We start from the raw sequence: 15,805 nt of genomic DNA on the forward strand, positions 1-15,805 counted from the left end.
ATTTATAAAAACAATGAGTTAATTGAATTTATCATAAAAGGGGTCAGAGTAAAATTAATTAAAGCCTACTTTTTCTTTTGTTCTTTCCGCCAACCTACCTTTCTGCCTCGTTTAATTTCCTTTTGCCGTTGCCCTGTTAGCGCCTCTATCCTGTCTTTAAATTTATCATTCCCTAACGCTAAACCTTTATTGGTCGCTAACCGAATATCATCTATTAACTTAACACTGACTTGTTCACGGAACATTCCTCTGTAAACATTGCAGCGCATCTCATTTGTATGCCCAAGTGACAAATAACACTGGTGTGGGGTTAGTAATTTACTGCGTTTGCCCAAACCATTGCATTGATAGCTAGACCAAGAATACTCAGCAGGGTCTGCCACCATATTGGCGCGGACAGGATTAAGTTCAATGTAACGATACAAGTGGAAAAGATAATCTTGATTTTGTACCAAACAAGAGCGAAAACGCCCTTCCCATAATGTTCCACTGCGTTGATATGAATAGTTAAAGTAACGCACGTATTGTCTCCCTAACGATTGCATCATTTTAGATACCCCCATTGAGCTACGTGGCGTGCAAAGTAAATGGACGTGGTTAGTCATAAACACCCAAGCATGTATTGCGACTTCAAATTTTTCAGCATATTCACGCAGCCAATAAGCGTAGGCTTTAAAGTCCTCATCACTAGCAAAGATAGGCTGACGATTATTACCGCGCTGAATTATATGCTCAGGATAACCGGGGATAGAAACTCGTGGACGTCGTGGCATGGTGCTTCCTTTTTCCATACGGATGATAAAAAAAGAATAGCACAAGGATTGTAAACTTCTGGTTTTGCAGAAAAGAGGCGGATTCAATTATTCGCGATTTAATTTAACCCTGACCCCTTTTATTCATTTAATTTAACCCTGACCCCTTTTATTAAAAGAGGCAGATTTAATTATTCTCGATTTTAATTTAACCCTGACCCCTTTTATTTAAAGGATTGTAAACTTCTGGTTTTGCAAAAAAGAGGCAGATTTAATTTGACCCTGACCCCTTTTATTTATTATTTATTATAATTCTCTTAAATAAAAAGACTAAAAATCTTTCAAAAACAAGAATTAGTAACATTCCTAGTCCGAAAATAAACAGCCACATTAAGTTTCCAAGGGTAAGCTGTCCAAATCGAATTATATCGTTCCCTATATAAAGTAGGCCTACAATTGCGACTGCCGTAGCAACTTGAACGTAGGTGAATCTAAGTAGGCAACCTGCTAAGAAAGCAAAAATAGACGTACAAACACCTGACACAAATGCCAATGTATTCACAGCACCTTTATACGCTTCGCTTTCGCTTTGAGTTGGTAAAAAGGAAGTAATTGGCTCTTGAGGTGAGAGCCAAACCCCTACCAGCAAACCAAATACTGCTAGAGAAAACAATAAAAGCGCATTTCTAATCTTATACATTTTCATATTTGCTGCTCCACTGATTAATCATATTTGACTCGCCTATATCTATAACCTTGTTGTTGTCGGATCAAGTTCATATAAGCAGAAGCTTGGGTTTCCCAAGGAGAACTCCCTGAAATATTGTGAGAAATTTGAGGGGCACCATTACTCCATGAAGTATTTTGCCACGCATGAACCAGTTCATGTCCCAAAGAATGTTGGGCTGAGATATAAGGTCTTGCAGCTTTACCTGCCACAGTTTGAAATAAACCAGCAGGCGCTCTAACAGCTCTGGGGTCAAGTGCAATAATTGTTTTATCCCATGAGAAATGATAGCCCTTTCTAGCTGTAGCCGCAGATTGTCCTGCATTTTCAAAGATTGCTAATCCTGTACCACTTTCTGCTAAGCCAATTAGAATCTCGAGACCTGTATCGGTTTTGCTTAATCCGCTAATGTGAGATGCCACATCATCAGCAAAACCTGTGGAGCCACTCACAGAGTAATCTACAGAAAGGTCATCTGAAAGTTTAAAAGAAGCTTCTTGACTACCATGTGCATCAACACTTGCTTGATACCCAGCTTCGATATCAATATTATTATTGAATTGACCACGGGTACTCCCCCAATCCTGCCTCATGGCAGAACTAAACGCAGCACTCAATGCGCCATTGGCAAACTTGCCACCTGTAATTTCAGAAATAGTACCACCAATAACGGCAGAGCTTATAACATTAAGAGTTGCATTGTTACTTACATCCCCGCCTCCCACTGCAGAGTTTAATCCTGCGGCCCAGAAACCATGACCAAAGTTACCACCTTGTGCATCAGAGGCTAAACCACCAATTACAGCTTGAGTTCCTACTGCCTGCCAAGATCCTTGTCCCCAATAAGAATTCGCCCCCTGCCCGATATATGAAACCACTCCAGCTATAGCCGCACCTCTTAAAGCATCTGATGGTTTTACACCCATCGCGCGGTTATATTCATATGACCATGCTGCAGCACAAGCAGGAGCCAAAGCCAAACAATAACCAGAAGCTATTGAGCCAGCTAGATAAACAAAATCGTTACCAAATACCTTCCCCAGTCCTTTGATAATATTTCTTCTTGACTTAGCAGTGAAAAAATACCCACTAGGATCGGTCATATTCAGCGGATTATTCAACACATACGTATACGCATTGTAGTTTTGTAGGTTATTTGGCGCTTGAACTACTGGGTCTGCTTGTAACATGCGTCCTAGTGAGGCGTCGTACATGCGGCCGTTCATGTGGATTATGCGTTTGTCATCGTCACCACCGTTATCAAAAAATACCGGCTCATGCCCTGTGTAACCACGGGTATTGTTTGATATTTCAGCCAAGCCTAATACGGACGCAAAGGTGAGTTCGTAATAAAGCTCACGTTCTTGTTGCGTTGGTAGTATTTCGGTTTGTTGACCAAATACGTCATATTTAAAACGTTTGACTAACTTACCGCTGTCGTTGGCAATGGCGATAACAGAGCCTAGGTTGTCTTTGTACAACCAGCGCAACATACTATTACCATTAACGTAATAGGTTTGCATGGCTTCGCCAAGGTAGCGCTTGATGTAAAGCTCTTTATTAAACTCTTCCTTGCCATCTTCATCCACACCTGCACTAACGGCATCTTTAATGGTTAGCTCAAGGCTGCCTACGTAGAAGATAGTGCCTTCACTGTCGGTACGTTTAAAGCGTTTGTTATTGGCGTCATAACTAAAGGTGGTGGTTTTATCACCTACGGTTATGCTTGTGGCTTTATTACGACCGCTGTAAGTAAATGTACGCCAGTCTACAGCGTCTTTTCTGCCCCATATTTGATTACCGTTGGCGTCGTAACCGTAGGTTTCTGTGGCTTCACCGCTTTTACTGCGACTGGTGACACCGTGTAACGGACTGGCTTCTGTGCTTTCACTGCTGCCGGTGCCTGCATACTCAAGTGTCCAGCCATCTTTTTCGGTTATGCTGCCGTTATCGTCATAATGATATAACTGTATGCCGTCCACATGGGTAACACGGTTAAGCGCGTCATAGCTAAATTCTTGTGTGTCCATGCCTTTGAATAAACGATCTGTGACGTTACCAATGCTGTCGTAACCGTAATAATCTGCTTGTATATGCTCGGACGAGCTTTGCGTACTGACTAGGCGATTGGCTTCGTCATAATCCAACGACATGCGCTGCGCACCCTTGTTATAACTGGTGACTAAACCAAATTCATTAAGGCTGACAATTTCGTGGTAAACACGGCCGTCATTACCTTCTCTGGCCTCTTGTTGCTTAACGACTTGATTGTTTTGGTAATGTTGACGCACACCACGTACATCCACATACGTACCGTCTTTATTACGACGGTAATCATCAAATTGTTGGAAAGTACGCCCGTATTCATCAAAGAAGGTTTGTTGAATAACACAACGGCTGGCTATTGGATCACTTAGTGAGTCGTCAGTAATGCGCAGGTCGTTTTCTATTGTGTTAAAGGTCACATGAGCAGCACAATCTGTTGTGTTATCTAGATTGGTTAATGTGGCCACGGCTCTACCCAAGTTGTCATAATAAAAATGACGACTCCAAGTGCCTATGCTTTCCTTTAACAACCTGTGTTTGTCTACTTTTTCTACTTTTTTATCTTCATCATCACTATTGCTGTTACTAATAGTGCCATATTCCCATTCCATTGTTTCTGATGGGACATCACCTGTATCTGTTCCGCTATCTATTCCTGTAATAACTTTCTTAGTTTTGCGACCAAGATCATCATACACAAGGTTTGTTATTACACCTCTTGCGTCCGTTTGCTGTACAAGTTGACCAAGTGCGTTGTATTCGTATAACCAAACACCACGTTCTTTGTCTATCATCTTGGTTTTACGGCCTAACTTATCGTATTCAATGGTACTTAAAATAGTATCATCAACACTGCTGTGGACTGAGGTTAACCCACCATTTATGCCATATGTGTACGTGAGTATGTTGCCAAGTGTGTCTTCAACACTTTTTTGCTCACCTAATGCATTGTAAGTGGTGACATTGGTTTGAGTGTCGTCTGGTATGTCACCGTTTAATGTTGAGGTATGTACAAAGCCAACAATGTCTTTTTTTGCGGTTAAACCTGTACTTACATCAAAGGTGGTAATGACTCGGTCAAACACATCGTAAGTGCTATGACTTACTTTTTCACTGCCGTCTGTACCTTGTGTGATTGATGTGGTGACACGTCCGTATTTGTCATACGTTTGGTAGGTATCATGCCAGTTACCAAATGCATCCAAACTGCTTTTTTTATACACTTGTCCTGCGGTATTTACATATTCTTTTGCAAGCTCAATGCCGTTAGCGGTTTTAACCACCACGGTGTAACAATTATTTGTGTCGGTTTCACACGCTTTATTCAGTTTGGTGGACTGTGTTCCGGATGGATTAAAGCTTGAGTATTTTGTACCAAAGGCATCAAACCTAAATGAGGTTTGCACACCGTCTGTGTTTTTGGCACTGATCACTTGCCCTAACGTATTTCTGCCTGCGTCTTCTGAGGTGGTGATGCCATTATTTATGGTTTTCTTTACATAACGGCCGTCGCCGTCATACACCTTACTGCTAGAGCTATATACGGCCTCGTCGTCTGTACAGTCTGTGCCATTTGATACGATTGTCCCCGTTGAATTACCGTAAGCGTCGTATGAGTGCTCGGTAACACGCTTGACGGTACAGTCGCCCTCAGGCTCAAGGGTTTCTTTCTTCAACATCCATGCGTTTTGGTGATCTTTAGGGTAATATTCAAAGGTACTTGTACGCGTTTGACTTGGTAACCCCACTTTATTATGTTCAACAACGGTTTTACTTAAACGACCAAAGCGCTTTTCTGTCTCTTCTTCACCAGCGTCAGTGCCATAAGTATTGGTACTAGTGGATGATTTTAATAGCTCACCTGTCACGCTATATGTCATATTTACAAACGTTTCAGCTCCATACATACCAACATTATAATGGCCTGTTTGGGTACTGGTGACATTGGCGTATGCATCTTGTTCGGTCAGCATTTGTTGGCACGAGTAACTGCTTATATATACCGAGGTAGGGGAATTACTGTCAAGATTTAAGTTTGCTTGGCAGTCTCTGCTTTCTTGTTGGTAAACCAGGTAACTAGTGTAATCGCTGTCCAGTGTAGTAGATTGGTGGGTATAACGGTTTTCAGCAATGGAAATTAATTCGCTATTGCTACCGTCATTTGCCATTCTTTCCGTTTTAAGTGGCATACCTAAATACGGGAAAACTTGTGAATAAGTGGTGGTAGTGATGAAGCTAACACCTTCTTTTTCCGTGGTGGTGCTAATGGATTCAAACCCTAGACTACCGCGACCAAATTGCGCTCTTGCACCTTGGTAATGGTAATCAATACTGACGGAGTCTTGGCTATTGCCAACCGGTACGTCGTTACTGACGGATTTAACTAAAGAACCACCACCTGCAATATTCAGTACTCTGAATACTGGGTTTTGATCTTCCATGCCTAAAGGTAACCCTGTACCTGGCGTGTACACATCATCTTCTTCGCCGGTATTAGCCATGGAGCCATAATCAATGTTGGTTTTTAAACCTGTACCGGTTGTGATGGTCTTTAACAAACCAGGGTGCTTTGCACGGTTACCACCGTAGTATAAATTGATACTTGTACTTGCATTGCCCTTTATGCGGCTTTCTTTGTATAAAAAGTCTAATAAACCGTCATTATCCGGATCGGCAAACATGCCATATTCTATACTATCGCTGTCAACCTGATCACCTGCTGGTGGTGAGAATGTCCAGTCACTCATAGCTTGCTCTATTCTAACAAAACCATTTTTTACTGTTGAATTATTTTGCGTAACCTCAGAGTGAGCCCATTCATAGCGGTACCATTTACTGTCTGTTTTATCATGAAACACCAATTCGAGTTTACCATCTGCATCTACATCCACTACCATAGGAGCTACAGATGACGACAGATTGTCATTATTTTTAAAGTCATTCCCTTCTAAAAAGTCAATTCCATTATTAAGATAATAACGCCAAATTTCGGCTTCTTTATCGTAAAGTACAATATCAACCAACGAATCATTATTAAAATCTACTGGTACAGCATGTTTTCCTTCAATATTAATAGTTTTTTCATTATGTATATAAAGGAACCTACAATCAGGAAGAAAGTAGCCATAAGAGCTTTTACATTCAGGTGTGTCTATTATGGTAACTTCGGGTTCTAAAGTATAAAAGTATAAACCTTTCCCACCACTTCCCCACATCATAATGTCACTTAAACCATCTTGGTTCATATCAATACTTTGCCAATCAGCTGGTATTTCAGGGTTCAAAATACCCTGTAAAGTTGAGGTAAATGCCACTTCTACAGAAAGTGAATAATGTTGCTCTACATTATCCCAAAATTTTACAAAAATGTATGACCTATCGGGATCATAAAATGCAGTAGGATCTCCAGGCTCTTCTCTGATATGAACTAAATCGCTATAACCATCCCCATTTAAATCGATAGGCTTAATATTAACGCCCATTACTGCATTCCCAAAAATAGGCAACTCACTTTCACCTGATAACTGAGCGTCACCTGATACTTCAAACTGTACCCATTTACCGTCATATTCATCATAATGAGTATTCACTAAAAATGTGATTAAACCGTCACCATCTGGATCTGTAGGGATTAAACGGATACCCTGTTGGAGGTATTGATTTATACTAACATCTCGACAACTATTTTTAGATTTATCTACTAGGCCAGATTCATCGACAGTGTCAATACACAGTTGAGCTATTTTGTTTGTCATTTGTGTTAGGGTAACCAACTCATTAACGCCATCATTATTGGTGTCCAGCACCATAACACTTCGCAAATATTCACCAGCTTTGGTTTCTAATGAATTACGGAAAGAAATGTCATTTTGGTCTTGAGTGAAGACGTCATTGTAATCAAATTCAACTGGCTTTTTACAAACTTTTTGCCTGTTGTTCTCTTCAGAAGCATAGGCGCACTCTTGAATACTAGTTAGTGTTTGTTGGCCAATATCGTTTTCTTCAAGTTCAAAGTTATACGACTTTATCTGGTTAATGCTGCCATTATGGTTATAAATATCTACGCCATTTAATGTCGCGCTTTGTGCAAGCTTGTTACTTTGAATGTAACCACTGCCTTTTATCCTATCGCTATCTTTATTATAACTAAAGACTACTCGGTTACCGCTGTAGGTTACTTCACTGATAACCTTTTCTAATAAGTCATCTTGCTCTGTGTACACATAATCAATTTGGTTAGTAGATTGACGTAAGTTATCTTGTGAGTAAGATATGAACCAAGAATGTATTTTTGACTCTCCATCAATATCTAAAAGCAATTTAGCATTTTTTGTTGCGCCATATACTTTTAAGCTATTGTCTTTACCCACTACAGAGAATTTATTATCTGAGTAGCTAATAATTTGTTGGCTGTCTATTTCTGTTACATAGGTAGAGCCTGAAACGCCTTGGGTGCCTGATTTTAGTAATAAACGCTGACCGTCCATACAGAAGTGATCTGTTATATCATAAGAAACGGGTTTGTTATAACCGTCTAGTAATTTACTGTTGGCACAACGAGTGATAGCGGAAAGACCTTGTAAATTCCACCCCATGCCTGCAAGCCCTTCACCAGATTGGCTAGAGTAAGCCAACCCAAACTCAGGTTTTACACCTGCAATGCCAGCAGGTAAATTGAAAGGTATACTGTATGTGGCGGCACCGGATTCACTGACTCTAAACTGGCCTGCCGTTACACCAAATTCAGCTGAAGCTTTGATGATATCCGCAGTAGGTAAAACAACCTCGGCAGCATATTGAGGCGCTCTACGAGGTTGTACTGTGGTAGCGGCAATACTGTCGGCTATTTCAACTACAGTGGTATTTGACCAGCTACTACAAATTTGCTCATTAAGGCACGCTTGAACTTTGTATTCATAATGTCCTGCGGCTTTAACTAAGTCATGCTCAGTATCGTAGGTATTATTAGACAATATGACATCCGGTTGTCCATTAACACTCTCTGCTACTTTGTAATACATAAGTTGCAGCTCATTAGGTGACGTTATAGTGTCCCAAGATAAACTAAATTCACCTAACTCTGGCACAGATGCGGTTAATGTAGGTTGGTCAAATATTAAGTCGGTTGGATCTAATGGATTGGTTCCTAAGTCAACTTCTGCTGCGTCGGTATAACCGTCATTGTCACTGTCTATGTTATCTTCACAACTCGAGTCTTCAGTTGAAGCTGTGCAATGGTCATAAAATATATTAACCACCACATCCACTGCACTACTGCTATAGGCGTTATAGTCATCCGTTTGAATTAATTTGTATGCCGTTTCACTGCGTTTTCCAGTCAATAAATAAGCGACCCAATCTGTTTTAGTTAACCCGCCTGCACTGTCCTTGTCTGGCTCTGATGGAAATAGATAACTGAATAAACTATCAACAAATACAGTTGCTGTCTCTATCGTTTCGTTATCAGGATGTAAACCAAAACGTTCTACTCCTTTATTTGAGCCCAAAAATGCCGCTGTGATTTCATTAGCAACCAGTTCATCCTTAGTGCATTCCTCCTTAGTACATTCATCGTTAGTCACTTCACCGAGCCAGTAAAAATAAGCAAAGAAGGTTAATTCACTTTGTGTTGGTGAGCGGCCTAACAAGCCATAAAATAATCCGGTTAATGTACGTAAAGGCACATCTGTATTTTCTGGAATATTCCAATCAATAATTTGGTCTAAACTTTCGCTTATTAAAGAGCCATCAATGTCTTCCCAGCGCAGTGCATTAGGCCCTAAATTTTGGCGGTTAATAATGTGCAGTTGTTCATCTGTAGTAGTGACATGTAAATCGCCATTAGCAAAAATAGTCGGTTCTTGTGTTACGCCAGCTAATAACGGGTACATAAAGCGTTCTGCACCAGTATCTACATTAAGAGCGTACAAGCCACCTACATCATTGCTGCTGGTTTCATTATTAGCAAAGGCTCCTACATAAAGGAGTTTTAAGAGTTCAGGGTTTTCCTCGTTACTATAAGTGTCTTCTTGAGACAACAGCTGAGCTTTTGCGTGGATTTCACCACGTAAGCGTGTTTGCCACTGAATATTAGCTTGGTGATCTAATTTATAAACATAACGGTTTGTGGCTCCAATATAAATAAGATCCTGATTATTATCGTCCGCATCTAATGTTGGAGCTGCGATAAATTCAGCACCATAAGATATTGTATTGTCTAAGGTAAATGGCCAACCTGGTTGATTAAATCCTCCTGTATCAAAGGCATACACAGATTGCCCAGAGCTGACATATATAATGCCTTGGCTACTGATGGTTGGGCTTGCGTCTATTAAGTTGATATCTGCACGAGTACTGGTATCGGTACTATTAAATTCAATTGTGGCTTTTCCCAATAAGGTAGTCACACTTAAACGTAAACCGCCATTTTTTATACCGTCAATGATGTCTGCGTTTGCGGTTAATGTAAAACTCGTACTGTCAATTTCTGTAATATCACTACTTTTGTACTCGAATGTCTGTGCTGTGTTACGAATTTGTACATAAACCTTATTCGATCCCTCTGCACCAAAGCCATCTAACCCTAACCCTTCAAAGGTAATAAAAGACTCTACGCTTGGAGTCACTTCTGTAAATTCAGCTTTATGCAAATAAGGCACTTGATGATTAATAGTAATTATCTGCCCTTCTAGACATTTATCCTCTGAGTTACAGGTTGTTATTTTATAACTTACATCACCTAGTGGCATTTCTGCGATGTTGATCGTTGCTGATTCTTGAGTTTGTTCATCTGTTGATAACTCGATGGTTTCCCATTCATAACTACTGCCAGGTTGACCTTGTTTACTTTCAAGTGTAAATGTTAATGCACTGGCGCTATCACTTTCCCACATTAAGTCATAGTTTTGAGATTGTGTTAATGACAGGTTAGCGGAAAAGCGTGTATAGCCAGGATTGTCAGCAGAAATAGCCACTGTCACTTGTGCACAGGTATCTATACCAAGACCAATTGGTCCATCGCCATTTAGATTCGTTGCTTGAGCACAATAACAATAATTACCGTTGTCGGAAAAAGGTTTGTTTATAGTTATATTTGTATTACTGGCCAGTGTATTAGAGATATTTGTTCTGTTGGAACTGTCATTAGCTTCAGTTGCTGTCGTAGGACAAGATGAATATTCATACCACTTATAATCACTAGCTCTTGCTACCGCAGTCAAAGATAAGTTAAAAGCACCCGTCGTGCTGATATCACTTGTAGTGTCCGTATTATTGTCATCGACAAAAGTAAGAATAGGCGCTTCTGTAGGAGGATTTTCTTCCACGCTATAGGTTAAGCTTGCTGAGCTGGCGGTTGCACCGTTATCGTCCGTTATTTTAAATTGGAAATCATATTTATCTACATCACCTAATGTGAAATTAAAAGAAAATGGTGACGTTGCACTGTCGATGGTGTCTTGCAAAGATTCATTGATCCACAATTCAACTTTAGATACTTCAATATCACTGTCGTCATCAACTTTATTGTATTCGCCAGAAATAGTTACTGCTGTACCAGGAAGGTTATTCTCCGCAATTACCTCTGGTACCGTCAGTGTATATGAACCATAAACCGCCCCTTGAAAAGAAGATGAAGCAACAACATGATAACCATCGTTCGCTATAACATAAAAGCCATATCGAGTTATGTTGAATATTTCAGGGTCGAGGGTTAATTGCGCTTCACAGGATAGGTTATTGGTGCATTCTTTTATAAGAACACCACCAGCACAAACTTCATCATCTGTTATGTCTAGATCTGTTGTGTCTATTTCCGGGGGGCCATAACACAGTGTGAGTGTATTAAGTTTTTCATCTATAGCAGAGCCAGTAATCGTAATTGTGTTGCCTAACTTAAGATCACCTGTTATATCAACGGTTACATCACTAGGTTTACCATCTACAGTAACTGTAAATGGTGTTGAACGGACGGTAGTAGAGTTATCTTGAACTTCAGCATATATGTTATAAACCCCTGAAGTAGTAAATTTATGAGTATATTCGCAGTTTGCCTCTTGAGAGTTATTAATAACGCATTTATCAATAGAAGACGTGTCATGCTCTAATATGCTCTTACATACTGTACTGTCTATACCTTGAAACTGACACCACTTGATAGATTGAATACCTTTATTGGTACCCACATTCTTATCTTCTGCGGTTGCCTTTAGTATTACTTGGCTACCTACTGCAATGATTGTATCTTCGTTTTCTACGGTAGAAATCGTTGGCGCTATATCATTTTCAATAACGGTAATGGTGAACTCATTGGCTTTATATTTATTAATCCTATTTTTAGCCACTAGTCTAAATTTATGTACCCCTAAGCTACTTCCGGAAGTTAACCTGTATTCACATTTACGAAGGTACTCGGTCTTATACGAACATGATATAACTTCCTTGGCTCCCCAATCACTCCAGTCACCTGTATCGTTCCAGTCGTTCAAGTCACTTGAGTTTTCGTATTTAGCTAATATAAAATCTTGATTAATATCAAGATTATCGCCGCTATCATAAACGGTAAAAGTAACAGTAGTAAATTCTCCACTATTGATGTTCGTATTAAAACTAGGTATGGTTACAAATTCTGGAGTTGAGTTTTCAAAGACATGAATTATGCCTGTAGATATACTCGACTGTGTCCACCCATCCTCAAAGTACCTTTGGTTTTGCCCATACTCCTCTTCAACCCAAGTTTCCTCAATACTATATCGCCTTGTATAGTGTAGTTTATAGCTTCCCGGATTTGTAATACCCAAGTAAGAAGCCGATAGGTTAAGTGTATTTAAACTCGCTGTTGTTGCAGAAATTTCTATTTCTTTTATCAATACGTTATCTAAACTACATAAAGATAAATACGATACTTCCCAGCCTGCAAAGTAAACTCGATGATTATCTCTCGTCGGGTCATCATAATCACTTAAGTCAATTACAATATCATGGAAAACAACACTCTTATTTGATGAGCCGAGAATAAAGTCACTCTCAGCTCTGGTGTTTGTATCAGTTGTTCCAGAAATAGTTGCATTACAGTAATCAGCTGCATAACTAACATTACTAAACATTACGCATGTAAGTACGAGAATAGAGTGAGCTAAGTGCTTTATTTTAAGAATATTCATCTTACTTTTCCTCTCCCTGGGATAATGACTTTTTCCATTTTATGACAATTGTTTCACTGGATGAGTCTGACGATGTGGATGAAGTAGACGATTTAGAAACAAAACCAAAAAAAGATTTTGCTTGTTTGACAAGTGTATTCACAGTCCCTTGCTCTGCGGGAGTGAGGATGGACATCACATCATTTTGCTTGGTTCTAATTATAATACTACTGGTTCTTGTATCAATTAGTGGGGTCGTTAATATCGCATCATTGGTATCTAATAAAATTTGACCGTGTTGGATATAACTTGCACTGGTAAATTCGGTTGAAACTTCATACATACCGCCATCTACACTAAACGCAAATACGCGCTCTTCAATCAATATAGGGGATGATATTAAACTCGATAACATTTCTTCAGTGTTTGGCTTTTTAGTGAAGCATTGAACATCAAGATCATCAGAGGTGCTGTCAGTTTCATCAATAGTAAGTCTACATAACTGTCCGTTACCTTCTACCGTTGACACATTAAAAAAGAGGTAATACATACCTGATTTATCACTCAGGTTAAGTACTGGCCGATTAGCAATAATGCCATCTACGTTTATTGTCCATAACTCAACCCCATCATCCGATACACGAGAAAGTTTGTTGTCTTGCTGAGGGATAATATTTAACTTAGAGCCATTTGATAAGGTAACAGAAACTAAAGCACGTTCTACCGCTAACATTTGATTTTGCAGAGGTTGTTGGTAACTGTCTACATTAACATCTGAACTAAAATCTGGCACAACTGAGGTAGGAGACACTATTATTTTTTGACTATAGGTTTGTTCAAAGTCCGTTGCAGTTAACGTGAATATGGTTAATTCATTTACGGTAAAAGCTTGCGTCCCCTGGCTTATATCCGTTGAGAATAGATGTTCTTTGTTACTTGATATTTCTATATTTACATTCGTAGATGACTCTACATCCCAAGACAATAAGACATCTTGCCCTTCAACAACCGCGTCACCTGATTTACTGAAGCGGTTTATCATCAAGTCACTGGTTATTACATTATTGATCTGACTCCAGTCAGAACAACTTAAGGTATTACAACTACTGACTCGTATTCCACTTTCGTTACTAAAGGGTATTGTATAAATCTCTGTTGATATATAGTCATTAATGGATACCCAATTATCATCAACTAAATGTTCAAGTTTATAGTAGATTGCGTCTGAGCTATCCCATGTTAACAAATAATTTTCACCATCAACTTTTATCGAGAAAGACGCAGGAGTCGAAGAGGCCCCATCAATTGGGGTGAAAATAGTAGTATCAGCCATAGCGCTAAAACTGCAATACAATAAAAAAACAGCCAATGTCGTTTTTATGTTATAGGTAATGGCGGATAAAACTTTCATAAATCAATCCCTAATTTTTTATAAAAGGGGTCAGTATAAAAGGGGTCAGAGTAAAATTAAAATCACTTTTATTATTTTAATTTTACTCTGACCCCTTTTATTTCCTTTTATTTTTTTATTTCTGGCAGAAACAAGAAATATTATAAAAACTTAGCAAATTCTGTAGTAGGGAACTAAAAGCAAAAGAAGTGATGTAAAAACGCAATCTACTAAAAATAGAAAGGGATATTTAAAATTACGACTAAGCTAATGTAACCGCTGCAATCATTGACTCTAAAGAGTGTTAGACCAACAGTTTTGCGTCCTGTCCTTTCGGTACAGTTTGCCTTTTAATTCTTTCTCGTATATGAGTTATTTGTGTATATATGTTAGTAACTTACATAATTAATCTTCAAATGACAAGAATAAAAGGGTCAGAGTAAAATTAAATCACTCCCCTTTTTTCTATTTATTGGCTCTTTGAGGAGATAAATCAGACTCTGATCCTATCTTTTTAATAAGTCGCTCTCTATGCTCACTAATTACACGAAATAAACTTATGTCTTTTTTGACAATAGCCACCGCTAAGTCCATTTGTTTTAAAGCTTCTTCAATCTGACCGTCGGCTTCATAAGCATCAGCTAAACTATCGTATGTGTTGGCAGACTTTGGAAATTCCTTCACATTACGTGTGAAAATTTTGATCGCTGCTTTAGCATCTTTCTTTTCTACTAAGTGATAGTAACCCATAGCATTCAGCGTATTTTCACTGATAGGAATATGGAATCCAAAGTATTCTGATAACTTAATATAGTGTTCTTCAGCCGCCTTTATTCCTAAAATCATTTTATCAGTTGGAAAAGTCCAGTTAGCAAAAAGCTCTCTATACGCATAAAACTGACCAATAACTGGCGTTGTCATGTTTGTTTCATTTTCAAAATAATCGCGCCTAAAAATAAATCCATTTGTTTTTTTGCTATTTAAGGCTTCAGATAATTCATCAAATGCAGTTCTTGGATCCCCTTTCTCATTGCCAATGTTCATATACAGAAAGTTTTTTAAGCTTGGCGTTTTAGCAAAAAAATCTATGGCATCTATTACTGGAGATTTGTCGTCCCAACTAAGCGTTGGACTAAAAGCAAAGTGCGCTTGAAATAAATGAGGTCGGGTATGCAAAGAATGTATTGCTAACAGTCCACCCGAGGCATGACCTGTAATAATTTTATAATCTTCAGTTCTGTACAAACCATCGATATAAGGAATGAGTTCTTTTTCCAAAAAGTCTAAAAATTTGTCAGCACCGCCGCCTTCTCGTTCTTTATTGTTTTTTAATGGTGGTGTTAAATCTCGAGTTCTATTGGTATTAGCAATACCAACGATGATCATTTCCGGCACTTCACCTGACAAGCTTAAAAAGTCTAATGTACCTGATGTGTGGCTAAGATTAGATGGACCATCAAGTAAGTACATTACAGGATATTTACGTTTTGGTTTTTTGTTATAACCACTCGGTAATTGGATAAGTAAAGCGCGCTTTTCATTAAGAATTTGAGATTGAAATTTATCTGGTATAGGTAAGCGTACATCAGCAATTGCATTATTGACTACAAGTAAACCCAAAACCAATATTGCAAATATAAATCGTTTTATCATGCTCACTGTCCTTTGCCATATATCAAATATTTTCTTGTGATTATAATGACAATAATTTAACAAGTATATTTAAAAGTATACAGAGGTATTCAACGAC

5 protein-coding genes and 1 riboswitch are annotated in these 15,805 nt (G+C 38.8%); all 5 genes read right to left on the bottom strand.

Going from position 1 to position 15,805, the window contains the following annotated elements:
- Positions 1 to 65: 65 nt before the first annotated feature.
- Positions 66 to 773 carry a transposase gene (locus Q0940_RS10565; protein WP_299268137.1) on the bottom strand — a complete coding sequence of 236 codons (708 nt, stop codon included), beginning with the start codon at positions 771 to 773 and terminating at the stop codon, positions 66 to 68.
- A gap of 271 nt (positions 774 to 1,044) precedes the next feature.
- On the bottom strand, positions 1,045 to 1,458 hold the full coding sequence (locus tag Q0940_RS10570) for a hypothetical protein (protein WP_299268140.1): 414 nt from the start codon (positions 1,456 to 1,458) through the stop codon (positions 1,045 to 1,047).
- Between the two features lie 17 nt (positions 1,459 to 1,475).
- Entirely contained in the window at positions 1,476 to 12,686 is an 11,211-nt protein-coding gene (locus Q0940_RS10575; RefSeq protein ID WP_299268143.1) for a SpvB/TcaC N-terminal domain-containing protein, read from the bottom strand.
- A 1-nt stretch (position 12,687) separates the two neighbouring features.
- Positions 12,688 to 14,076, bottom strand: coding sequence for a hypothetical protein (locus Q0940_RS10580; RefSeq protein ID WP_299268146.1), 1,389 nt, complete (start codon positions 14,074 to 14,076; stop codon positions 12,688 to 12,690).
- Between the two features lie 247 nt (positions 14,077 to 14,323).
- A riboswitch (cyclic di-GMP riboswitch) is annotated at positions 14,324 to 14,413 on the bottom strand.
- A 107-nt stretch (positions 14,414 to 14,520) separates the two neighbouring features.
- Positions 14,521 to 15,708, bottom strand: a complete 1,188-nt coding sequence (locus Q0940_RS10585; protein ID WP_299268148.1) for an alpha/beta hydrolase-fold protein — start codon at positions 15,706 to 15,708, stop codon at positions 14,521 to 14,523.
- Between the last annotated feature and the right edge of the window lie 97 nt (positions 15,709 to 15,805).

Origin of the sequence: uncultured Psychrosphaera sp. (assembly GCF_947500655.1) — a bacterium.
In the GTDB taxonomy this organism is placed as follows: domain Bacteria; phylum Pseudomonadota; class Gammaproteobacteria; order Enterobacterales; family Alteromonadaceae; genus Psychrosphaera.

Bases quoted from the DNA above. Each gene is read 5' to 3' on its own strand.
- Q0940_RS10585 (WP_299268148.1), bottom strand. From the start codon at position 15,708: ATGATAAAACGATTTATATTTGCAATATTGGTTTTGGGTTTACTTGTA.
- Q0940_RS10570 (WP_299268140.1), bottom strand. From the start codon at position 1,458: ATGAAAATGTATAAGATTAGAAATGCGCTTTTATTGTTTTCTCTAGCA.
- Q0940_RS10575 (WP_299268143.1), bottom strand. From the start codon at position 12,686: ATGAATATTCTTAAAATAAAGCACTTAGCTCACTCTATTCTCGTACTT.
- Q0940_RS10565 (WP_299268137.1), bottom strand. From the start codon at position 773: ATGCCACGACGTCCACGAGTTTCTATCCCCGGTTATCCTGAGCATATA.
- Q0940_RS10580 (WP_299268146.1), bottom strand. From the start codon at position 14,076: ATGAAAGTTTTATCCGCCATTACCTATAACATAAAAACGACATTGGCT.